Origin of the sequence: Vibrio sp. J383 (assembly GCF_023503985.1) — a bacterium.
GTDB lineage: Bacteria > Pseudomonadota > Gammaproteobacteria > Enterobacterales > Vibrionaceae > Vibrio > Vibrio splendidus.
Genome location: NZ_CP097293.1, coordinates 653,490 through 675,277 on the forward strand (window position 1 = coordinate 653,490; position 21,788 = coordinate 675,277).

A 21,788-nucleotide genomic window follows, 5' to 3' on the forward strand; every position below is an offset into this window, starting at 1 on the left:
TAAAAGCGCCTCCAATGTGAGGCGCTTTTCTGTTTCTGGGCTTTCTGTCTCTGGGCTTTTCAGTTTCTGGAGTTCGATTGACTAAACAGAACCGTTACATGTTCTCTTCAGCAAACTCGGCCAGTCGACTTCGTACCACACCATTGAGGTGAATATTGGCACTGCCTTCGAAGTCTTTAAAACGCTCGACCATGTAGGTTAAGCCTGAAGTTACAGGGGTTAAGTAAGATGAATCTATCTGAGCGAGGTTTCCTGAACAGACGATCTTGGTGCCTTCACCACAACGGGTGATTATGGTTTTGATTTGTGAAGCGGTGAGGTTCTGACACTCATCCAAAAGGACAAAGGCATTTTGAATTGAGCGGCCACGCATGAAGTTAATCGATTTGAACTGGATATTGGCCTTGTCACAGATGTACTTCATCGAGCCTTCGGTGCAGTGATCGTTCTTGTGCAGAGCTTCCAGTGTATCGGTCACCGCCGCTAACCAAGGCAGCATTTTTTCTTCCTCGGTGCCGGGAAGGAAACCAATCGACTCACCGATATCGGGTGTGTTTCGGGTTACGATGATCTTATCGAATTGTTTACGCTCTATGGTTTGTTCAAGTGCGGCAGCCATGGCTAACAGTGTTTTACCACTACCTGCAGCGCCGGTGAGAATCACCAGATCGATATCAGGGTCGAGCAGTGCATCAATCGCCATCCCTTGATAGACATTCTTAGGTGTAATGTCCCATGTCTTGCGGTTCATTAACCTTTCTCGACTGAGATCTCTGAGCGTAATGCGTTCGGCCTCAATCTCTTCTACACGACCAGCAAAGTCACTTTCTTCGTCAATCACATATTGGTTGAGGAAGGTTGGATCGAAAGGTGCTCTTGCTAGGGTGTGCAGCGTTTTTCCGCCTAGACTTCTACTCTCGACGTTATCGACGCCATCCCAGAATGAGCCTTCGAGTTGTTGAAAGCCTTTAGTGAGGTATTGGATGTCATCAATCAACTGGTCGGTTTGATAGTCTTCAACAAAGCGGACCCCTGCGCCTTTGGCTCGTAAGCGCATGTTGATGTCTTTAGTGATAAGAACCACTTCGCGTGGCGCGCGTTTGTTTTGAAGGTAGAGGACTGCGTTGAGGATTCGGTTATCGCCTGCCTTGTCATCGGCGAACGCTTTGATGCTTTCTTGAAGTTCGTAATCAGCGAGTATTGAAATACTGCCAGATGCGTTTATGTCTTTAGAAAAAGGAATGCCTTCCGATATTTGGTCTGGTGTGGCTTCCCTGAACAAGTCTTCGAGCGTTCGAATCGCAATTCTCGCATCTCGAGCAACGTCTCTTTTACTGTCTTTGATTCTGTCGAGTTCTTCTAGCACGGTCATGGGGATAACGACATCGTGCTCTTGGAAAGAAAATATAGCGAAGGGTTCGTGAAGTAGGATATTAGTGTCTAAAACAAATAGCTTCCGGTTGGTCTCGCCCATAGCATCTCCTTGCCGACGTGCGGCTTGCCTTGCATTCATTGAACGTAGATAAAGCTCATATAAAGATTAGTATCTCATTCCGGTGATAGTCAACTACTCACCTAAACTTCATCTAGAGAAATATCGCCATATCGTTGTGAATGAATATGGCGTATTCGTTTGAGAGCAGCAATCTGCTACCTATAGATTACCCATGATTTTTTGACAGTTTGATTGCACTGGCGAAAACAGAAAAAAAGTATGAAATCATCTCCTTTAGGCGTGACCTAAATCACAGCATCGAGTAAGATTAGCGACCTTTTTCTGCACCATTTTCTCGAGATATTTATTATTAAGAGCGCACTTAAAAAGTGGCTGCAAACTAGGCATCTTTAGCTATATTTTTAGTTCAAGCGCGATAACGCTCTTGTTTAAAACTGCAGTTAACATGACCAAATTCCAACTATAAGATTGAGGTAGTCGATTCATGACATTTGCTTTGGGGCAACGCTGGATAAGCGATACGGAGAGCGATTTAGGTTTAGGTACCGTTGTAGCAATGGATGCTCGAACAGTGACAGTAATGTTTGCAGCATCAGAAGAGAATCGTGTCTATGCACGCACTGATGCTCCCGTAACCCGAGTAACGTTTAATGTTGGCGATGTCATCGAATGCCAAGAAGGTTGGTCTCTAACTGTCGAAGAAGTTATCGAAGATAAAGGGCTACTGACTTATTTGGGCACTCGTGAAGACACTCAAGAGACAGAGGTGACTCTGCGTGAAATATTCTTAAGCAATCAGATCCGCTTTAACAAACCACAAGATAAGCTGTACGCAGGTCAAATCGACCGTATGGATAACTTTGTGCTTCGTTACCGCGCGCTAAGCAATCAATACCAACAACATAAGAGCCCGATGCGTGGCTTGTGTGGTATGCGCGCTGGTTTGATTCCTCATCAGTTGTACATTGCTCATGAAGTGGGTCGTCGTCACGCTCCGCGCGTTTTACTGGCTGATGAAGTGGGTCTAGGTAAAACTATTGAAGCAGGCATGATCATTCACCAACAGGTGTTGTCTGGCCGTGCTGAACGCATTCTGATTGTGGTACCTGAAACTCTGCAACACCAATGGTTAGTAGAGATGATGCGCCGTTTCAACCTGCACTTCTCTATCTTTGACGAAGAGCGTTGTATTGAAGCCTTCGCGGAGTCAGATAACCCATTTGATACACAGCAATACGTTCTGTGTTCTTTGGATTTCCTACGCAAGAGCCGTAAGCGCTACGAGCAAGCACTTGAAGGTGAGTGGGATTTGTTGGTTGTCGATGAAGCGCACCACCTTGAGTGGAGCCAAGACAAACCGAGCCGAGAATACCAAGTGGTTGAAGGATTAGCGGAAAATACTTCTGGCGTACTGCTATTGACAGCAACCCCTGAACAGCTGGGTCGTGAGAGTCACTTTGCACGTCTGCGTCTGCTTGATCCTGATCGCTTCTACGATTACGAAGCATTCGTGGAAGAAGAAGACCAATACGCCCCTGTTGCTGATGCAGTAACGGCATTGTTCTCTGGCGTGAAGCTTGAAAACAGCGCGAAGAATCAGATCACTGAGCTTCTATCTGAACAAGATGTTGAGCCTCTATTCCGCGTTATCGAGGGCGATAGCAGCGAAGAAGAGCAAGCGTTAGCTCGCCAAGAACTGATTGATAATCTTATGGATCGCCATGGTACAGGTCGTGTTCTTTTCAGAAACACACGTGCTGCAATCAAAGGCTTCCCTAAGCGCAATGTAAACTTACTGCCGATGGATATCCCAACGCAGTACACAACCTCTATGCGTGTATCAGGCATGATCGGTGGCAAAATGGCCCCCGAAGCTCGTGCGATGAAGATGCTGTACCCAGAAGAGATCTTCCAAGAGTTTGAAGGTGAAGATTCAAGTTGGTGGCAGTTCGACTCACGTGTTAACTGGTTGATTGAAAAGATCCAAGATAAGCGCAGCGAAAAGATCCTAGTGATCGCCTCTCGTGCGAGTACTGCTCTTCAATTAGAGCAAGCACTACGTGAGCGTGAAGGTGTGCGTGCAACCGTATTCCACGAAGGCATGTCGATTTTAGAGCGTGATAAAGCGGCGGCTTACTTTGCTCAAGAAGAGGGTGGCGCTCAGGTTCTTATCTGTAGTGAAATCGGCTCTGAAGGTCGTAACTTCCAGTTTGCTAACCAGTTAGTGATGTTCGATTTGCCATTCAACCCAGACTTGCTTGAGCAACGTATTGGTCGTTTGGACCGTATCGGTCAGTTGCGTGATATCGACATTCACGTTCCTTACCTAAAAGGCACATCGCAAGCGATTCTAGCGCGTTGGTTCGATGAGGGTCTGAACGCATTTGCAGAGACGTGCCCTACAGGTCGCACAGTTTACGATAAGTATTCTGATGTACTGATCGAAATGCTGGCATCTGGTAATACCGAGCAGCTTGATGAAGTGATTGAAGAATCAGCGAAGCTAAACCAAAGCCTGAAATCAGATCTAGAAAAAGGCCGAGATCGCCTACTAGAAATGCACTCAAATGGCGGCGAAAAAGCGCATGAGATTGCAGAAAAGATCGCGTCGACTGACGGTGATACTAATCTAGTGTCTTTTGCACTGAGTCTGTTCGATACCATTGGTTTGAACCAAGACGATAAGGGTGAAAATGCGCTAGTTGTAACGCCATCTGAGCACATGATGGTTCCAAGCTACCCAGGCCTACCTTATGAAGGTGCAACCATCACGTTTGATCGTGAAACTGCGCTGTCTCGTGAAGACATGAACTTCATTAGCTGGGAACACCCAATGATTCAGGGCGGTATTGATCTGCTATTGAGCGAAGGTGTGGGTGCGTCTGCGGTATCGCTATTGAAAAACAAAGCGTTACCTGTTGGTACTATCCTGCTTGAGCTGGTTTACCTTGTTGATGCACAAGCGCCAAAGCGCAGCGGTATCAGCCAGTTCTTACCTAAGACGCCGATTCGTTTGATGATGGATGGTCGTGGTAACGATTTATCTGCTCAGGTTGAGTTCGATAGCTTTAACCGTCAACTGAGCCCTGTGAACCGCCACCTGGCAAGCAAGTTGGTGAATTCAGTACAGGGTGAAATTCACAAGCTGATTGAAGCCGGTGAGACGCATGTGCTGCCGAAGGTTGAAGAAGTTCGTCAGCAAGCCCAGAAAGATATGCAAACCAACTTGAACGGTGAGCTAGAGCGTCTACAAGCGCTTAAAGCGGTAAACCCTAACATTCGTGATGAAGAGCTAGAAGTTATCGAAGCTCAAATCAATGAACTGACGGGTTACATCAGTAAAGCTCAGGTTCAGCTGGATTCGTTACGCTTGATTGTGGTTTCTCACAACTAAGCCAAGAACTCGAATATCGCTAGCTTGACGCTTTAACGAAATAAGGCCTTCATCATGAAGGCCTTATTTGTATCTATAACTTAGTTAACAGTTTAGTTCAGAGTTCGGTTAGCAGTTTGGCTAATAATTTGGAGAGCTGATTACATCAACCATTTCCACCACACGAACAGAGCTAAGAAGCCAAATAGGTAAACCAGACCTGCTACAGACAACCATTTTAGCTTAGTGCCAATCGCAAGCGCTTTAGGTAGCTCTGCTTTGCTCACCAAAATGAAATTCAGTAATGCGAAGAAGGGGGTTGTGATAAAGGCGAGTATCATCGCGAAATCGAGCATTGGCATCAAGGCTGCACTAAAGAACATTACGATTGCTAGCGCAGCGATAGATACGATGATTATCCACCCTTGTAGCATTCTTGGGCTGCTCTCTTTTTTAAGCAGTAGACGCTGTGATTCAGCAAGTACGCGTGAGTAGCCATCGATAACGGTAATGGTACTGCCAAAAATACAGAAGAAGGCGACGATTGCGATCAGTGGACGAGACCATTCACCAATTGTTGAGGCGTAAATACCGACCAATTGATGAGTGAAGCCAACGCCAGAGCGAGACAATTCAACTCCCGAGCCGTGAAGTACCAGAGCACCTAAAGCAACGAATACCAATGCAAGCAATGCCGTACCAATGTAGCCTACATTGAAATCGAACAGTGCTGATTGAGCGGTCACGTCTTGTTTCTCTTTTTGGCTTTTTAGCCACATAGAAGTGATGCTTGAGATCTCGATAGGCGCAGGCATCCAACCCATAGTCACCACGATAAATCCGATAGCTGCCAATGACCAAGGTGATGGTGGCACAAAAGCGGCATCAGATTCGACTGGAGAGCCAATAGCAATCGCAACAGCAGCTAAGGTTGTGATGGTCAGGATCGCCATGATCGCTTTGGACAGCGTATCGAGCGCGCGATAATGGCCAGCGAATAGAATGATCAAACAGGTTGCTAAAACGATCATGCACAATGTGCTGGTGGCTAAATCGAAAGGAATAAAGTAACTGAGTAGGCTCGCACTGAATAACAGCAAGGCTGCGGTATTCACGACTGCGGAAATAGCACTCAGTATCGAAAAGATCACAAGGTATGGGCGGCCTAGGTTAGAGTAACCTTCCACCAAGCTTTGACCCGTTCCTAGTGTGTATTGGATACCAGCTTTGAAGAACGGGTACTTAAATATGTTTACGAGGATAATAAGCGCGGCTAGCTGCCAACCATAAATCGCACCAGCCTTGGTTGAGGCTACTAAGTGAGAGCCACCTACCGCTGCTGCGGCCATCATAATGCCTGGGCCAAGAGACTTAATTAAACTTGATAGGGGAGCTGAGGTTGGTGTTTTTGTGCTGGTAGTTTTAACCGTACTGTCCATCATTTTTCCTTTGATGCTGACTTCTTATTATCCGTTACCCTATCAATACCATGTTTTGTAAGGTCGTCAACTTTTATGTACAAAAATGTTGAAAATTGTATTTATTAATAAACGAATCAACCGTAAATTATTTATTCACTAGTAATTAAGAGGCTTTAATGGCGTTAGAACAGTACACACCACCGCGTGAACCGTGGATTGATATTGTTTATCAAGATGACGATATTCTTGTGGTGAACAAGCCTGCAGGCCTGCTTTCGGTGCCAGGGAGATTGCCAGAGCATTACGACAGTATGTGGAGTCGGTTGGTTGTCGAATTTGCGGAGATTCAGGTGGTGCATCGACTGGACATGTCGACATCGGGGTTGATGCTGCTCGCTAAACACAAACAAGCTGAGCGTCATTTGAAGAAGCAATTTCAATATCGACTGACACACAAACTCTATTACGCCCGAGTATGGGGTTCAGTAGAAGAAGCAGAAGGTTTGATTGATCTGCCGCTCATTTGTGATTGGCCAAATCGACCAAGACAAAAGGTGTGCTTCGAGGATGGCAAGCCATCACAGACTCGCTATGTGGTGGAGCAACAAGAGGCTCAAACGGCATTGTTGAAGTTGCTGCCGATCACTGGCCGCTCTCATCAGTTACGTGTTCACTGCATGGAACTAGGGAATCCAATCGTTGGCGACGAGTTTTATGCAACGCCAGATGCGTTTAACTATAGTGACAGGTTAGCTCTGCACGCGTGTGAACTGAGCTTTTATCATCCGGCTAATAATCAGCTTTTCAAAGCCTTTGTTCCGTGTGAGTTTTACCCTCAAGCATCACCGCAAATTGAACAGCACTTTGAAATTGCGCCAGAGCTTCCAGATTACAGCAAGCTAAAAGCTTAGAATGGTTAAATCAATACCAATGCAAGGACGTACAATGCCGAAGTTGAAAGTGGTCTTTCTCGACCGAGCCACCATCCCATCTCAAATCCATTTAAAACCTCTCAGCTTTGAACCTCAGTGGGTTGAGTATGATTTCACTTCGCCGGAGCAAGTGTCTGAACGAATTGAAGGCGCTGATGTGGTTATTACCAATAAGGTGGTGCTCAACGAATCGAATTTAGCTCAAGCAGAACAACTTAAGCTAATAGCCGTTTCAGCAACGGGTGTGAATAATGTCGATGTTGGCTACTGTAAGAGTAACAATATCGCAGTGACAAACGTGCAAGGTTACGCGACTCAATCGGTACCTGAACATGTTATCGCGATGCTATTTGCGTTAAAGCGTAATCTCGTTGGTTACCATCAAGACATCGAAGCCGGCGAGTGGCAAAAGGACCAACAATTCTGCTTCTTTACTCATCCGATTCAAGATGTTGCAGGCAGTACATTAGGCTTAATCGGTAGTGGTGGCTTAGGACAAGCAACAGCGATATTGGCTAAAGCGATTGGTATGAACGTAATATTTGCTGAGCGTAAAGGGGCTGACTCTTGTCGAGAAGGGTATCTGCCTTTTGATACGGTGTTACAACAAGCAGATGCAATCAGCTTACATTGCCCATTGACCGAAGCGACTCGAGACCTGATTTCAGAGCGAGAGCTAGCAATAATGAAACCAAATGCGGTGTTAGTTAATGCTGGCCGCGGTGGACTCGTGGATGAACAAGCCTTAGTTGAAGCTTTGAAAAATCAAGAGATTGCGGGCGCGGGTATGGATGTGTTCACACAAGAACCGGCTGACAACTCGAATCCATTACTGGCTAACAGTCATTTGCCAAATTTACTATTAACGCCACATGTGGCGTGGGGCAGTGATAGCTCAATTCAAAAGCTGTCTGATATCTTAATCGATAACATTGATGCCTTTGTTTCTGGTAAGCCGCAGAATCTCGTCAGTTAAGCCGCAGTAAGCGGTTATACACTCAGCTTCAGACATAAAAAAGGTTGGCTTTGAGCCAACCTTTTTAGATGTTTTGTCTTTAGTTCGACTTAGCTTATCTGCCAGAAGCCAGAAGCCAGAAGCCAGAAGCCAGAAGCCAGAAGCCAGAAGCCAGAAGCCAGAAGCCAGAAGCGATTAGCCTTGAGGTTTGATGACCAATACATTGATTGGTGAATTCTGTACGACTTTACTCGCCACTGACCCCAGTACCACTTTGTCGATTTTCGAGCGCTTATGACTAGGCATCACAATCAGGTCTGCCCCAAGCTTTTCTGCGTAATCTAGAATCGTTGTGTAGGTTTTACCTTCGGCAACGTGAACCTTATAAACCACTTCATCGTCGATGTACTTGTCTGCAAACTCTTTCAGCTGATTTTTCACATCGAGCTTCATTTGGTTTGCTGCATCTTTCGGGAAGTAAGACGCCACCATCGACATGTGAATGCCCGGCAATACGTTCAAGATATGGATTTCAGCGTTACTGTGCTTTGCGTGCCATACCGCTAATTCAACAGCTTTGTCAGAAAAGCCTTTGTCGTTAAGATCAACAGGAACAAGGATTTGTTTATACATGTGTTTTTCTCTTTTTTATCAGCGCTTAGTATTGACCAAGCGCTGTGATTATCCTTTCCATGTAATAAAGCCAAATAGAGTTGAGCGCTACTTGGCTCTATCCATTACGCGCTAATCTCATCCTTACGAGCACGCCTTCTTTGGTTCATCGCTAAGCCAATCAAAATGAGTAGGGATGGTAAGAATACCCACTCTTTCATTGGTCTTTCTGCGTCTTGGATAACTGATTTAATTTCCCAATCAAAGTCAATGCCAGCCGCTTCTGCTGGGCTACCGAATTCAACCATGTCGACAATCATCTTGCCTTCAGATTTCGTCAGCATTAAGCCCATTGAAGCAATGCGGTCTTCACTTGTTGTCGCAGAATCTTCAAATGGAAGGCGAACCGTCTTCTCAGAATAGTCACCTTCTAAGTTTTCGCCACCCACTCTTAACTCAAGAGATTGTCCCACAGATAGACCTTCTGTGATTTGAGCGATCTCAACTCCAGGTGAAAGAACTTTCTCTGGATAAATCATGTCCCACCAGAAGCCAGGGCGGAAGAAAGAGAAAGTTAGAACCAATAATAGGATCGTTTCCCACCATTTGTTCTTGGTGAACCACCAACCTTGCGTTGCAGCGGCAAAGATAAGTACCGCCGTCACAGAAGAGAAGATAGTGAGGAATAGATGCCACCAAGAATCAATGCCCATCAACAGTAGTTGGGTATTGAAGATGAACATGAATGGCAAGATCGCGGTCCGGATATCATAGGTAAAGCCTTGAATACCAGTACGGATCGGGTCTGATTTTGCAATCGCGGCGGCCGCAAAGGCTGCTAAACCAACTGGAGGCGTATCATCGGCTAAGATACCGAAGTAGAACACGAACAAGTGAACCGCAATCAGTGGAATGATCAAGCCATGCGCCGCGCCTAAGGTAACAATTACCGGAGCCATCAACGTTGATACAACGATGTAGTTTGCCGTTGTTGGTAAGCCCATACCTAGGATCAAGCTGATTACCGCAGTGAATAGCAACATAAGAATGATGCTACCGCCTGAGATAAACTCAACGAAGTCCGTCATTACCAAGCCGATACCCGTCAGAGTCACCACGCCTACAACCGTACCTGCAGCCGCTGTCGCTACGCCGATACCGATCATGTTACGTGCGCCTGAAACCAAGCTCTCTAGTAAGTCAACGAAACCGGCTTTAGTTTGCTCTGCAAGATCGTCCGATTTGTTCATCAGAGTCATCAAAGGACGCTGTGTGATCAAAATGAAGATCATGAATACCGTTGCCCAGAATGCAGACAGACCTGGAGAGAATCGCTCTACAGTCAGGCACCAAACAAGAACTACGATAGGCAGTAGGAAGTGCAGGCCAGATTTAATAGTTGGGCCTGGATCGGGTACTTCTGTTAGCTCGGCATCAATGTCCATGCCACCTTCAGCGGCATACTTTGCTGAAACTCGAACCAAGGCTACATAAGAGATCAATAGAGCAACGGTAACAATAGGGGTTGCTGCATCGCCAAAGACATCTTTCGTCCAGCCGACACTGTAGTAAACCGCAGCACTTATGACACATAGCCCAAGAATGGTACCAGTGAAAGACAGTAGGCTTTGTACGATAGTTGGTGTGTGGCGACGAGGTAGGCCAGTCATACCAGCTTTACATGCTTCTAAGTGAACAATGTAAATCAGGGCGATGTAAGAGATAAGAGCAGGCAATAGCGCCGCTTTAATCACTTCTACATACGAGATACCCACATATTCAACCATCAAGAATGCAGCAGCACCCATGATTGGTGGAGTTAATTGACCATTGGTTGAAGCGGCAACTTCTACAGCACCGGCTTTTTCACCTGAGAATCCGACTCTTTTCATGAGAGGGATCGTAAAAGTACCCGTGGTTACCACGTTAGCGATAGATGAACCAGACACAAGACCGGATAAGCCAGATGCAACAACGGCTGCTTTCGCTGGGCCGCCTTTCATGTGGCCAAGTAAAGAGAACGCAACCTTGATGAAGTAAGCACCTGCGCCCGCGCGTTCTAGCATTGCACCAAACAGTACAAACAAGAATACGAATGACGTAGAGACGCCAAGAGCAACACCGAATACACCTTCAGTTGTTAGCCACAGATGCGACATTGCCTTGTTCAGGCTTGCACCTTTATGGGCGATAACGTCCGGCATGTGAGGGCCGCCAAAGGTGTAAAGTAGGAATACTGCAGCCACAACCATAAGAGGTGGACCTAAAGCGCGTCGTGTTGCTTCAAGCAGTAGAACCATACCAAATACAGCAGCAACAATATCGAATGTTGTTGGTGCGCCTGAACGTTCAGCGAGTTGAGTATAGAAAATATAGATATACGAAGCTGAAAAGCTACCAACCAGCGCTAATATCCAGTCGACCGCAGGAATTCTATCCCGAGGCGAATTTTTCATTGCTGGGTAAGCGGTAAAGGCTAGGAAGATGGCAAACGTAAGATGAATTGCTCGAGCTTCAGTGTCGTTTAAAATTGCGAAGTTAAAAATGAACGGCAGCGGGGATGCATACCAAAGTTGGAACAGTGACCAACATAGAGGCACAAACCATAAAATACGGCCTTGGATGCCGCGAGGGCTACGCGCACCAGTGTCTGATTGTGCCACCATTTCTTGCACATCTGGAGACGGTGATGTTGTCTGCGTCATGTACTTTATCCTTATTATTGATGGTCTGCCTTTCTTACGAACAACGAGACGTTATTTATTTCCTATCTAGTGTAGCGAATGGATAGGGAAATGCGTTTTTTGTTCGTCTTTGTCTTAAGGCTTGATACGAAGGTAAGTTCGCCAAATTGGAGAAACTTAAAGGTTTGTCTCTTTTCACTTGGGTTATTTTTATAAAACGTGAAAAGCCAATAAGGAGGACATGCCTCCTTATTGGTAGAGCAGGCTTAAAGTAGAATTACTTTAGAAGGCCTACTTCTTTGTAGTATTTTACTGCGCCAGGGTGAAGAGGGATTGAGATACCCGCTTTAACCATGTCTTCTTTCTTCAGGTTCGCAAATGCTGGGTGCAGGCGTTTGAATGTAGCGAAGTTTTCAAATACCGCTTTAGCAACGTTGTATGCGACTTCATCAGAAACGTCAGACGTTGTTACCATAGTTGCAGCAACACCGAAGCTGTTTACGTCAGCATCTGTACCACGGTACATGCCAGCTGGAACTGTGCTGTATGCGTAGTATGGGTTTTCAGCTACGATCTTATCGATTTGTGGACCAGTTGCAGAAACCAGTTTTGCATCACAAGAAGTCGTTGCTTCTTTGATTGATCCGTTCGGGTGACCAACCATGTAGATGAATGCATCAATCTTGTTGTCACAAAGAGCTTGTGAACGCTCAGAACCTTTAAGTTCAGAAGCAAGCTTGAAGCTATCGTTAGTCCAACCCATAGCGTCCATTACAACACCCATCGTTGCACGGTCACCAGAGCCTGGGTTCCCAATGTTTACACGCTTACCTGCTAGGTCAGACACATTGTTGATACCAGCATCGGTACGAGCGATGATGTTGAACGGTTCTGTATGTAGAGAGAACATCGCGCGAAGTTTTTTGTATTCGCCCTGATCTTTGAATTTACTTGTACCGTTGTAGCCGTGGTATTGCCAGTCCGATTGAACAACACCGAAATCTAGTTCACCAGCACGGATGGTGTTAACGTTGTAGATCGAACCACCAGTAGATTCTACAGAACAACGAATGTTGTGGTCTTTGCGGCCTTTGTTCACAAGCTTACAAATAGCACCACCAGTTGGGTAGTAAACACCCGTTACTGAACCTGTACCAATTGTGATGAACTCTTGAGCGTTAACTGCGCCAGCGCCCATTACAGCAGCTGCAATAGCCCCAACTTTAATAAGTTTGGTAAATGCCATGAATTTCCCTTCCTTTATTCATTATTAACCCTGAAACAAGTGTAGTCGTTTCTGGAGTTTCCTATTTGGAAACGGCACCTTTTTCAATCCATGTGATGAAAAAGTGGCTGAATAATATCAAAAATTGGCAGAAAATTACTCAAATGTTAAAAGATATAGCTAAAAAATCTAACAAATGACGGTTGGATCTTGTGTTTGATTTGCTACTGAGTTTTTTAAAATCAATGGTTTAGTGGTGTTTGAGGAGAGGGAGATAGATATTCTAGGATGTGATTTGGATCACGAAGCGAATCGGTGTTCGTGATCCATTAATCAGGTTTATGGTTATGAAACTGTGACCAATTATCCTGCGTATTCAAACAGTTCGCACACAGAATCAAACAATTGCTTCGTGGTAACTGACAAGGTTGGCGTGATGAAGATAGTATCATCGCCTGCAACGACACCTAGTATACCTTCCGACTTACCTAATGAGTCCAATAAACGAGCAATAAGCTGCGCCGCACCTGGGCCGGTGTGTATCACCACCAATGCATTGTTGTGGTCGATATCTAATACTAATTCTCTCAGAGAGCTAGAAACTGTCGGAACACCAAGTTCAGCAGGAAGACAGTAAACCATCTCCATTTTTGCATTACGAGTTCGAACTGCACCAAACTTAGTTAACATACGCGAAACTTTAGATTGGTTGATACTTTCAAAACCTTCATGTTTGAGGGCATCGACAATCTCGCCTTGCGAACCAAAACGTTCTTCTTTTAGTAATGATTTAAAAGCACGAACTAAGTTGTCTTGTTTTTCTGTATTGCGCATATGTCATTCTTATTCATTAACAAAGATGTTTGCATATTCTCGCATACATATTCAATTTTAGCTAAAATATCACGGCAATTTGTTAGTCATATCACTGTAAAAATTTAATAGAATAATGTGTTATTAGTATCGACTTATTTTGTGATTTCAGTCGATTATCGCCATAATGCGAACTTGCTGTGTAGCACGGTTTTATTGACTTGCGCGAAGTCGCAAAGCTGGCGTTAATTGATTGTAATCACTTTGTGATTAATATATTTTTTTAACCATAATTTAGCTCAAGAACTACCCTACCAAGAATTTATAAGAGAAATCTCTCAAGGAGAATAACAATGAAAGTAGCTGTTATTGGTGCCGCTGGTGGCATCGGTCAAGCCCTAGCCCTACTACTAAAGAACCGCCTACCTGCTGGTTCAGATCTTGCACTTTACGACATCGCTCCGGTAACACCGGGTGTCGCTGCCGATCTTAGCCATATCCCAACACCTGTTTCGATCAAAGGTTACGCGGGTGAAGATCCAACACCAGCACTAGAAGGTGCGGATGTTGTACTTATTTCTGCGGGTGTTGCTCGTAAGCCTGGTATGGATCGTGCGGATCTTTTCAATGTGAACGCTGGCATTGTTAAGTCTCTTGCAGAGAAAATCGCAGTTACTTGTCCTACTGCTTGTGTTGGTATTATCACTAACCCAGTAAACACAACAGTGCCAATCGCTGCTGAAGTACTTAAGAAAGCGGGCGTTTACGACAAGCGTCGTTTATTCGGTATTACTACTCTTGATGTTATTCGTTCTGAAACGTTTGTTGCTGAGCTGAAAGATAAAGATCCAAGCGACATCCGTGTTCCTGTTATCGGCGGTCACTCAGGTGTAACGATCCTTCCTCTACTTTCTCAAGTTGAAGGCGTAGAGTTTACTGATGAAGAAATCGCAGCGCTAACAACTCGTATCCAAAATGCGGGTACTGAAGTAGTAGAAGCTAAAGCTGGCGGCGGCAGTGCAACACTATCTATGGGTCAAGCGGCTTGTCGCTTCGGTCTTGCTCTAGTGAAAGCGCTTCAAGGCGAAGAGAACGTAATTGAATGTGCATACGTTGAAGGTGAAGGCGAGCACGCACCGTTCTTTGCACAGCCAGTTAAACTTGGCAAAGAGGGCGCAGAAGCGATCCTTAGCTACGGTGAACTGAGCGACTTCGAACGCAACGCACTAGACAGCATGCTAGAAACGCTAAATGGCGATATTGAGATTGGTGTTGAATTCGCTAAATAAGCGGGACACCATTTAACTCAGCTAAAAGATAGTTAATAAGAGCCGATCATTATGATCGGCTTTTTTGATCCTTGCATTCAACCCGCTCGTAATACTTTTCTAACCACGAAGAATTAGGGTATTGAACGATGACTAGAGTACAAAAAGGAATGAATGTTAACTATCTAGGTCGCTTGGGCAAGATATTGGTTATCGATGAGCAAGAGCAGTTCGCTTTATTTGAGTCTTACAATAGTCATAAGCAATATGCGGCTCCATTGGAAGAACTTGAAGAGATCGAAGCGCAATTACCTTTATCATTAGAATCGAGTCGATATTGAAACCCGGAGTTATATCTAATAGGATCAAAAAAAGAGCCAACCGGCTCTTTTTTGTTATTTATATAGAAGCTAGAAGCGAGTTGTCTATTAACCTGCTTACTTGCTGCGTTTAACTGCTAAGTGTGCGAGCGTGGTTAAAGCCTGCTTATATTCTGAATCAGGAAGTACAGAAAGTTCAGCAATCGCTTTATCTGCTTCTTCGTAGGCTTTATTTGTTGTGTACTCTAAAGAGCCTGTCTCTTTCATAACAACCATAATGTCGTCGAGACGCTCCATACCGTTGGCTTTTTCAATCGCTTCTCGAATCATGCTGGTTTGTTCAGGAGAACCATTGTGCATTGCGTAAAGTAGAGGCAGTGTTGGTTTGCCTTCGGCTAGATCGTCACCAACGTTCTTACCCATCTCTTTACCATCAGCAGTGTAATCCATCACATCATCAATCAATTGGAATGCAGTGCCTAGGTATTTACCGTAGTTTTGCATAGCCGTTTCGATTTCAGGTGATGATTCGCTAAGAATTGCACCGATTTGCGTTGCAGCTTCAAACAAGCGAGCGGTCTTCGAGTAGATGACCTGCATGTAACTTTCTTCTGTGGTGTCTGGGTTATTACAGTTCATTAATTGTTGAACCTCACCCTCGGCAATCACGTTAACGGCTTCACTCATTAACTCAAGGATCTTTAAGGATCCTAGCGTTGTCATCATCTGGAACGAGCGAGTGTAGATAAAGTCACCCACCAAAACGCTAGCGGCATTACCAAAAGCTGCGTTGGCTGTCGCTTTACCGCGTCTCATGTCCGACTCGTCGACGACATCATCATGGAGAAGGGTAGCTGTGTGAATAAACTCGATAAAAGCTGCAGAGGTGATATGAGCTTCACCTTGATAACCAAGTGCACGAGCAGATAAAAGAGCAAGCAAAGGACGTAGGCGTTTGCCACCACCGCTAACGATATAAAAACCAAGCTGGTTGATTAAACTTACGTCAGAATTAAGTTGGGCTTGAATTGTTTCATTCACTTTTGCCATATCATTGGCAGTAAGCGTTTGGATAGCTTTAAAATCCATTGTTCATCCGGCTGAAGTTAGACCCTGTAAGGCTTATACGTTGTATTTAATTGTTGAATAATACACTAAAAAACGTTGATTAATACATCACTTAAAGGCATCATTGCCGCACTTTTCTTTGGCGAACATGTTTTCGCCAATATTTTAAAAATATGGCTTGTCATAGCGGCATGATTCCCGTAGAATCTGCGCCCTATTGATTAGTTTAGCGCACACCCGAGTTGTAGAATTAACAACCATAGGCTGTGCGGAAAAAGCGGAGTAAAATATGTACGCTGTTTTCCAATCTGGTGGCAAACAACACCGAGTAAGCGAAGGTCAAACACTTCGTTTAGAGAAATTAGACGTTGAAACTGGTGCAACTGTAGAATTTGATAAAGTTCTTCTTGTTGCTAACGGCGAAGAAATCGCTGTTGGTGCACCTCTTGTTGAAGGTGGCAAAGTTACTGCAGAAGTAGTACAACACGGTCGTGGCGATAAAGTAAAAATCGTTAAGTTCCGTCGTCGTAAGCACTCGCGTAAGCAAGCTGGTCACCGTCAGTGGTTCACAGAAGTGAAAATCACTGGCATTAACGCTTAAGTATTAGGAGAGTTTAACAATGGCACATAAAAAAGCTGGCGGTTCTACTAATAACGGCCGCGATTCAGAAAGCAAACGTCTTGGTGTTAAGCGTTTTGGTGGTGAATCTGTTCTTGCAGGTAACATCATCGTTCGTCAACGTGGTACTAAGTTCCACGCTGGCACAAACGTTGGCATCGGTAAAGACCATACTCTTTTCGCTCTTACTGAAGGTAAAGTGAAATTTGCAGTAAAAGGTCCTAAAAACCGTAAGTTTGTAAGCATCGAAGCTGAGTAATTTAATCTTTTATTAGATTATTTATACTAGCTTTCAAGCTGAATTCAAAAGCCCTGCCGATTCGGCAGGGTTTTTTATTTATAGCGAGAATAAAAAAGTAGACGCTCTGGCTTTAGTTTTGAGAAGCAGTTTGGTGTTTGAGAAACCGTTTAGTTTCAAGAACCCGTTTGTTTTTTAAGAAACAGAAAGCAAAGAACCTCTCCTTATTTGTTCCTTGGTTGCAGATCGATCTAGATCTTAGGTGATCGATCTAAACACGGATCTGCTAGAATTTATATCACTCCTTGATGAGTGGTAACGCAACGTAAGTGCGGAGTTAAAAAATGAAATTCGTTGATGAAGCATCAGTAAAAATAGAAGCCGGTGATGGCGGTAATGGTACAGTAAGCTTTTGGCGCGAAAAATTCGTCGCTAAAGGTGGTCCTGACGGCGGTGATGGCGGTGATGGTGGTGATGTTTACATTCAAGCGGATGAAAACTTAAACACACTGATCGATTACCGTTTCCAACGTTTTTACAATGCTGAGCGTGGCGAAAATGGCCGCGGTGGTAACTGTACTGGTAAACGTGGTAAAGATATGACAATGAAAGTACCAGTAGGTACTCGCGCTGTTGATATCCACACCAATGAAATCGTTGCTGAAGTTGCTGAGCATGGCAAGAAAGTCATGGTTGGTAAAGGTGGTTGGCACGGTCTTGGTAACACGCGTTTTAAGTCGTCTGTTAACCGTGCTCCTCGTCAAAAGACAATGGGTACTAAAGGTGAAGTTCGCGAACTACGTTTAGAGCTTCTTCTGCTCGCGGATGTTGGTATGCTTGGCTTGCCAAACGCTGGTAAATCTACGTTTATTCGCTCAGTATCTGCTGCAAAACCAAAAGTGGCTGATTACCCGTTTACGACGCTAATTCCTAGCTTAGGTGTGGTAAGTGTTGTCCCTGAGAAGAGTTTCGTCGTTGCCGATATCCCTGGCTTGATCGAAGGCGCAGCTGATGGCGCTGGTCTTGGTATTCGTTTCTTGAAGCACCTTGAGCGTTGTCGCGTTCTTCTGCATATGATCGATATTTTGCCGATCGATGGTTCTGATCCTATTCAGAATGCACTGACGATCATCGATGAGCTTGAGCAATACAGTGAGAAAGTTGCACAGAAACCTCGTTGGTTAGTGTTCAATAAAGTTGACCTAATGCCTGAAGAAGAAGCTGACGAAAAGATTCAAGAAATCGTCGAAGCTTTGGGTTGGGAAGGCGAGTACTTCAAGATCTCTGCTGTAAACAAGATCGGTACCAAAGATCTTTGCTTTAAACTGGGTGAGTTCATGGAGAACCTACCTCGTGAAGTTGAAGCAATTGAAGAAGAAGAAAAAGTTAACTTTATGTGGGATGACTACCATAAAGATGCGATGGCCGGTAAGAATGTCGTTACTGAAGATGACGACGACTGGGATGATTGGGATGACGAAGAAGATGACGGTCATGTTATCTATGTTCGTGATTAATAATCCTCGTAGTTTCTTATAAGCACTTTGGTCGCTTTTTCTAAGATACGCTGATAGTTTTATTAAACCGCAATGAAAATTGCGGTTTTTTTGTATCTAAATCATGACGTCTTGCTGTTTTTTATGCAAAATTTATCTTTAGATAATTAACGCCTATGGGAAGGAAATCATGGCATCAAAACAAAGAGCGATCTCAAGGTTAGTCGCTCAATCAGGACAAATGTTATTAGCTCATGGCGCCGAGAGCACATTGGTCGGTGACATAATGCGCCGTATCGGTATTGCTTGTGGGGTGAATGAGGTTGAAGTTGCACTGTCAGCCAATGCGTTGGTTGTGACAACAGTAATGGATGATCATTGCATAACGACGACTCGAAGTTGTGCTGATCGTGGCATTAATATGCAGGTGATAACCGAGATTCAACGCGTGTGTATCATGATGGAGAAAGGGATTCTTGATTATGATTTAGCTTATAAGAAGATCCAAGGGATCAGTCCTGAACGCTACAACCGTTGGTTAGTTGTCGTAATGATAGGGCTATCGTGTGCTTCTTTTAGCCGTCTTGCTGGTGGAGATTGGCATGTCTTTATGATGACGTTTATAGCTTCGGCTTGCGGTATGATTGTGAGACAAGAGATCGGTCATCGCCATTTCAATCCGTTATTAAATTTCGCTATTACCGCTTTTGTCACCACCACCATTTCAGCTCAGGCAGTGCTCTATAATATTGGTGGTCAACCCACTATCGTGATGGCTTCGTCAGTATTGATGCTAGTGCCCGGTTTTCCTTTGATTAACTCCGTAGCAGATATGCTTAAAGGCCATATAAATATGGGTCTCGCACGCTTCACCATGGCTAGTTTATTAACGTTGGCTACAAGCTTAGGTATTGTCGCAGCGATGAGCCTATCTGACGTATGGGGGTGGGTGAACTAATGACTATTTTTGAACTTTTTGTTGGGTTACTCAACGACATGTTTTTTGCTGCGATTCCTGCGGTTGGTTTTGCATTGGTGTTTAACGTGCCGCAACGAGCGTTGATCTATTGTGCTCTCGGAGGATCCATTGGCCACGGTAGCCGTTACTTAATGATGCATTTCGGCATTCCCATTGAATGGGCGACGTTCTTTGCTGCTACATTGGTAGGCATGATAGGGGTGCATTGGTCGCATAAATTGTTAGCACACCCGAAAGTATTTACGGTTGCAGCCTTGATTCCCATGGTTCCTGGTGTGTTTGCCTTTAAGGCGATGATTGCCATGGTTGAGATTAACCGAGCAGGATACAACCCAGAACTATTGGCATTGTTGATGGAGAACTTTTTGAAATCGATGTTCATTATCGCAGGGCTTGCGGTTGGCTTAGCAGTGCCAGGGCTGTTATTCTACCGTCGTAGACCTATCGTCTAGCTTCAACTTCATTTTCAAGTAAGGACAGGACTTTCGATTTATGATCATCAGCATGATAGCGGCAATGGCAAACAACCGTGTAATTGGTAAAGACAATCAGATGCCTTGGCATTTACCTGCAGATTTCGCATGGTTTAAACGTTCAACTATGGGCAAACCTGTCGTGATGGGACGTAAGACTTACGATTCAATTGGACGTCCTTTACCGGGGAGGCTGAACGTTGTAATCAGCCGCGACGAGAGTTTAGAAATCGGAGGCGTAACGACGGTAACTTCGATTGAAAAAGCACTAGAGCTGGTTAGTGATGTTGATGAAGTGATGATCATCGGTGGTGGTTCAATCTATGAAAGCTGCTTACCAAAAGCGAACAAGTTATACCTGACTTATATCGATTTTGATGTGGATGGTGATACTCAATTCCCAGACTGGGGAGAAGGTTGGAAGCAGAGCTTTAATGATACTTATCAAGCGGATGAGAAAAACAAGCACAATATGGAGTTTGTGGTTCTCGAGCGTTAACGGTGGTTATTAAGAGTTAGGCTCTGAAAATGCTTGCGTTACTGTGCCCAGCTAGCGCAAGCTTCTCGTATCTCGTATCTCGTATCTCGTATCTCGTATCTCGTATCTCGTATCTCGTATTTCTATAGCGCTTTTTGAGTGAAAAACTGTTTGTCTTCCCAGCGAAGTATCGTCAAGTCTCCCCCCCACACACACCCAGTATCAAGTCCAATCACATCTTTTCCTGAGTAACCTTCTAGCGCAGCCCAGTGTCCAAAAATAACTGTTTTATCCAGCTTTATACGTTGTGGTAGGTCAAACCAAGGCACTAGCGGCTCAATTGTAATTTCGTTTGGTGGAAGTTTACAGGCCATATCGAGACGACTATCAGTAAAACAGAATCGCATTCTAGTAAGGCTGTTGATCGCATAGCGATAGCGCTCAATCCCTTCTAAATTTTGACGCCATGAGTCAGGCGTGTTGCTGTACATTTTTTCGATAAGCCATTGCCACTGCTCGGATTTTAATAAATCAGCTATTTCCAGACTTTCAATACGCGCTCGCTCTAGATCCCATTGAGGTGAGATGCCAGCATGAGACATCACGAACTCTGGATGTTCTTGAATTAAAGGCTGTTGTCTTAACCATTCGAGCAGCTGTTCTCGGTCTTCTGCATCAAGAATGGGTTGAGTCTTGTCTTTTGCTTTAGCTGGAAATAGCCCTAAGGAAACGGCAAGTAGATGTAAGTCATGGTTGCCTAACACAACCTTAGCAGCGTTACCTAGGCTACGAATAAAGCGTAGCGTCTCCAATGATTTAGGACCACGGGCGACTAAATCACCAGCAACCCATAAGGTATCTTGCTGCTTATCAAAATTGACGGTTTTAAGCAGTAATTGAAGTTCGTCGAAGCACCCTTGGATGTCTCCGACAATATAATTTGACACAATAATTTCCTGTAGATACAGATGTACGGCTAATTAAGAATATTAGGGATCGCGAGTCTAAATGGATCCACTTCAGTTATGAAGTCGATGCCTTTGTTATCAGTCATCACATAATGACCTTGCATAACACCCACAGGAGTTTCGATGACGGTACCACTGGTGTAAGTGTATTCGTCGTTGGCTTCAATCACGGGTTGCTGGCCAACCACGCCATCACCTTCTATGGTGAGTTGTTTGCCGTTGGAGTCGGTAATTAGCCAGCGGCGAGACATGAGTTGAACCGTTGTTTTGCTGAGGTTTTTGATGGTAATAATGTAGGCGAAGACGTAGCGGTTCTTCGTTGGTTCAGATTGTTCCTCTATGTATTTAGAGTGAACCTGACATTTGATACAAGGCGTAGATATATCCATATTCGCACCTTTTGTTGTTGG

At 44.6% G+C, this 21,788-nt stretch carries 20 protein-coding genes; 11 read left to right on the forward strand and 9 right to left on the reverse strand.

The window, feature by feature from the left end:
- Window positions 1-94: 94 nt before the first annotated feature.
- Window positions 95-1,474 (reverse strand): PhoH family protein, encoded by a 1,380-nt coding sequence (locus tag M4S28_RS03030; RefSeq protein ID WP_004735919.1) that lies wholly within the window; start codon window positions 1,472-1,474, stop codon window positions 95-97.
- 466 nt (window positions 1,475-1,940) lie between these two features.
- Between M4S28_RS03030 and rapA the strand changes: the two genes are divergently transcribed.
- Window positions 1,941-4,850 carry an RNA polymerase-associated protein RapA gene (gene rapA / locus M4S28_RS03035; protein WP_017080869.1) on the forward strand — a complete coding sequence of 970 codons (2,910 nt, stop codon included), beginning with the start codon at window positions 1,941-1,943 and terminating at the stop codon, window positions 4,848-4,850.
- Window positions 4,851-4,990: 140 nt separating this feature from the next.
- On the opposite strand, the gene M4S28_RS03040 is transcribed toward rapA, so the two are convergent.
- Window positions 4,991-6,268: an NRAMP family divalent metal transporter gene (locus M4S28_RS03040; RefSeq protein ID WP_249632293.1), complete on the reverse strand. Its 1,278-nt coding sequence runs from the start codon at window positions 6,266-6,268 to the stop codon at window positions 4,991-4,993.
- Between the two features lie 158 nt (window positions 6,269-6,426).
- Here M4S28_RS03040 and rluA point away from each other — a divergent pair, with 158 nt between their 5' ends.
- Both rluA and M4S28_RS03050 read left to right on the forward strand, forming a co-directional pair.
- Complete coding sequence (gene rluA / locus M4S28_RS03045; RefSeq protein ID WP_108192764.1) at window positions 6,427-7,161, forward strand: bifunctional tRNA pseudouridine(32) synthase/23S rRNA pseudouridine(746) synthase RluA; 735 nt, start codon at window positions 6,427-6,429, stop codon at window positions 7,159-7,161.
- Between the two features lie 34 nt (window positions 7,162-7,195).
- A complete protein-coding gene (locus M4S28_RS03050; protein ID WP_249632294.1) occupies window positions 7,196-8,158 on the forward strand; it encodes a D-2-hydroxyacid dehydrogenase in 963 nt (320 codons plus the stop codon).
- 174 nt (window positions 8,159-8,332) lie between these two features.
- Here the strand turns inward: M4S28_RS03050 and M4S28_RS03055 are convergent, their stop codons facing one another.
- From M4S28_RS03055 to argR, 4 genes are all read right to left on the reverse strand, one after another.
- A complete protein-coding gene (locus M4S28_RS03055) occupies window positions 8,333-8,770 on the reverse strand; it encodes a universal stress protein (protein WP_004735912.1) in 438 nt (145 codons plus the stop codon).
- A 104-nt stretch (window positions 8,771-8,874) separates the two neighbouring features.
- Window positions 8,875-11,454 carry a TRAP transporter permease gene (locus M4S28_RS03060; RefSeq protein WP_249632295.1) on the reverse strand — a complete coding sequence of 860 codons (2,580 nt, stop codon included), beginning with the start codon at window positions 11,452-11,454 and terminating at the stop codon, window positions 8,875-8,877.
- 256 nt (window positions 11,455-11,710) lie between these two features.
- Window positions 11,711-12,679, reverse strand: coding sequence for a TAXI family TRAP transporter solute-binding subunit (locus M4S28_RS03065; RefSeq protein ID WP_017078819.1), 969 nt, complete (start codon window positions 12,677-12,679; stop codon window positions 11,711-11,713).
- A 342-nt stretch (window positions 12,680-13,021) separates the two neighbouring features.
- Window positions 13,022-13,492, reverse strand: a complete 471-nt coding sequence (argR, locus tag M4S28_RS03070) for a transcriptional regulator ArgR (protein WP_004735909.1) — start codon at window positions 13,490-13,492, stop codon at window positions 13,022-13,024.
- A gap of 332 nt (window positions 13,493-13,824) precedes the next feature.
- Here argR and mdh point away from each other — a divergent pair, with 332 nt between their 5' ends.
- Both mdh and M4S28_RS03080 read left to right on the forward strand, forming a co-directional pair.
- Window positions 13,825-14,760 (forward strand): malate dehydrogenase, encoded by a 936-nt coding sequence (mdh, locus tag M4S28_RS03075; protein ID WP_004735908.1) that lies wholly within the window; start codon window positions 13,825-13,827, stop codon window positions 14,758-14,760.
- 128 nt (window positions 14,761-14,888) lie between these two features.
- Complete coding sequence (locus M4S28_RS03080; protein WP_249632296.1) at window positions 14,889-15,080, forward strand: hypothetical protein; 192 nt, start codon at window positions 14,889-14,891, stop codon at window positions 15,078-15,080.
- Window positions 15,081-15,176: 96 nt separating this feature from the next.
- On the opposite strand, the gene ispB is transcribed toward M4S28_RS03080, so the two are convergent.
- On the reverse strand, window positions 15,177-16,148 hold the full coding sequence (gene ispB / locus M4S28_RS03085; protein WP_249632297.1) for an octaprenyl diphosphate synthase: 972 nt from the start codon (window positions 16,146-16,148) through the stop codon (window positions 15,177-15,179).
- Between the two features lie 268 nt (window positions 16,149-16,416).
- Between ispB and rplU the strand changes: the two genes are divergently transcribed.
- The 6 genes from rplU (at window position 16,417) to folA (ending at window position 20,431) form a co-directional block, all read left to right on the forward strand.
- Window positions 16,417-16,728: a 50S ribosomal protein L21 gene (rplU, locus tag M4S28_RS03090; RefSeq protein ID WP_004740823.1), complete on the forward strand. Its 312-nt coding sequence runs from the start codon at window positions 16,417-16,419 to the stop codon at window positions 16,726-16,728.
- 19 nt (window positions 16,729-16,747) lie between these two features.
- Complete coding sequence (rpmA, locus tag M4S28_RS03095) at window positions 16,748-17,005, forward strand: 50S ribosomal protein L27 (protein ID WP_004735905.1); 258 nt, start codon at window positions 16,748-16,750, stop codon at window positions 17,003-17,005.
- Window positions 17,006-17,328: 323 nt separating this feature from the next.
- Entirely contained in the window at window positions 17,329-18,501 is a 1,173-nt protein-coding gene (gene cgtA / locus M4S28_RS03100; protein ID WP_009847831.1) for an Obg family GTPase CgtA, read from the forward strand.
- 169 nt (window positions 18,502-18,670) lie between these two features.
- Window positions 18,671-19,438 (forward strand): threonine/serine exporter family protein, encoded by a 768-nt coding sequence (locus tag M4S28_RS03105; RefSeq protein WP_004735903.1) that lies wholly within the window; start codon window positions 18,671-18,673, stop codon window positions 19,436-19,438.
- Entirely contained in the window at window positions 19,438-19,911 is a 474-nt protein-coding gene (locus tag M4S28_RS03110) for a threonine/serine exporter family protein (RefSeq protein WP_009847830.1), read from the forward strand. The genes M4S28_RS03105 and M4S28_RS03110 overlap by 1 nt, the downstream gene beginning before the upstream one ends.
- A gap of 40 nt (window positions 19,912-19,951) precedes the next feature.
- Window positions 19,952-20,431 (forward strand): type 3 dihydrofolate reductase, encoded by a 480-nt coding sequence (gene folA / locus M4S28_RS03115; RefSeq protein WP_009847829.1) that lies wholly within the window; start codon window positions 19,952-19,954, stop codon window positions 20,429-20,431.
- A gap of 122 nt (window positions 20,432-20,553) precedes the next feature.
- Here folA and apaH read toward each other — a convergent pair whose 3' ends face one another.
- Both apaH and apaG read right to left on the reverse strand, forming a co-directional pair.
- Window positions 20,554-21,357: a bis(5'-nucleosyl)-tetraphosphatase (symmetrical) ApaH gene (gene apaH, locus M4S28_RS03120; protein WP_249632298.1), complete on the reverse strand. Its 804-nt coding sequence runs from the start codon at window positions 21,355-21,357 to the stop codon at window positions 20,554-20,556.
- A gap of 29 nt (window positions 21,358-21,386) precedes the next feature.
- Window positions 21,387-21,767, reverse strand: a complete 381-nt coding sequence (gene apaG / locus M4S28_RS03125) for a Co2+/Mg2+ efflux facilitator ApaG/CorD (protein ID WP_004735899.1) — start codon at window positions 21,765-21,767, stop codon at window positions 21,387-21,389.
- Between the last annotated feature and the right edge of the window lie 21 nt (window positions 21,768-21,788).

Excerpts from the sequence above, each read along its gene's own strand:
- M4S28_RS03065 (WP_017078819.1), bottom strand. The coding sequence starts at position 12,679 with ATGGCATTTACCAAACTTATTAAAGTTGGGGCTATTGCAGCTGCTGTA.
- folA (WP_009847829.1), top strand. The coding sequence starts at position 19,952 with ATGATCATCAGCATGATAGCGGCAATGGCAAACAACCGTGTAATTGGT.
- mdh (WP_004735908.1), top strand. The coding sequence starts at position 13,825 with ATGAAAGTAGCTGTTATTGGTGCCGCTGGTGGCATCGGTCAAGCCCTA.
- M4S28_RS03040 (WP_249632293.1), bottom strand. The coding sequence starts at position 6,268 with ATGGACAGTACGGTTAAAACTACCAGCACAAAAACACCAACCTCAGCT.
- cgtA (WP_009847831.1), top strand. The coding sequence starts at position 17,329 with ATGAAATTCGTTGATGAAGCATCAGTAAAAATAGAAGCCGGTGATGGC.
- rapA (WP_017080869.1), top strand. The coding sequence starts at position 1,941 with ATGACATTTGCTTTGGGGCAACGCTGGATAAGCGATACGGAGAGCGAT.
- argR (WP_004735909.1), bottom strand. The coding sequence starts at position 13,492 with ATGCGCAATACAGAAAAACAAGACAACTTAGTTCGTGCTTTTAAATCA.
- M4S28_RS03080 (WP_249632296.1), top strand. The coding sequence starts at position 14,889 with ATGACTAGAGTACAAAAAGGAATGAATGTTAACTATCTAGGTCGCTTG.
- apaG (WP_004735899.1), bottom strand. The coding sequence starts at position 21,767 with ATGGATATATCTACGCCTTGTATCAAATGTCAGGTTCACTCTAAATAC.
- rplU (WP_004740823.1), top strand. The coding sequence starts at position 16,417 with ATGTACGCTGTTTTCCAATCTGGTGGCAAACAACACCGAGTAAGCGAA.
- M4S28_RS03030 (WP_004735919.1), bottom strand. The coding sequence starts at position 1,474 with ATGGGCGAGACCAACCGGAAGCTATTTGTTTTAGACACTAATATCCTA.
- M4S28_RS03055 (WP_004735912.1), bottom strand. The coding sequence starts at position 8,770 with ATGTATAAACAAATCCTTGTTCCTGTTGATCTTAACGACAAAGGCTTT.
- ispB (WP_249632297.1), bottom strand. The coding sequence starts at position 16,148 with ATGGATTTTAAAGCTATCCAAACGCTTACTGCCAATGATATGGCAAAA.
- rluA (WP_108192764.1), top strand. The coding sequence starts at position 6,427 with ATGGCGTTAGAACAGTACACACCACCGCGTGAACCGTGGATTGATATT.
- M4S28_RS03060 (WP_249632295.1), bottom strand. The coding sequence starts at position 11,454 with ATGACGCAGACAACATCACCGTCTCCAGATGTGCAAGAAATGGTGGCA.
- M4S28_RS03110 (WP_009847830.1), top strand. The coding sequence starts at position 19,438 with ATGACTATTTTTGAACTTTTTGTTGGGTTACTCAACGACATGTTTTTT.
- rpmA (WP_004735905.1), top strand. The coding sequence starts at position 16,748 with ATGGCACATAAAAAAGCTGGCGGTTCTACTAATAACGGCCGCGATTCA.
- M4S28_RS03105 (WP_004735903.1), top strand. The coding sequence starts at position 18,671 with ATGGCATCAAAACAAAGAGCGATCTCAAGGTTAGTCGCTCAATCAGGA.
- M4S28_RS03050 (WP_249632294.1), top strand. The coding sequence starts at position 7,196 with ATGCCGAAGTTGAAAGTGGTCTTTCTCGACCGAGCCACCATCCCATCT.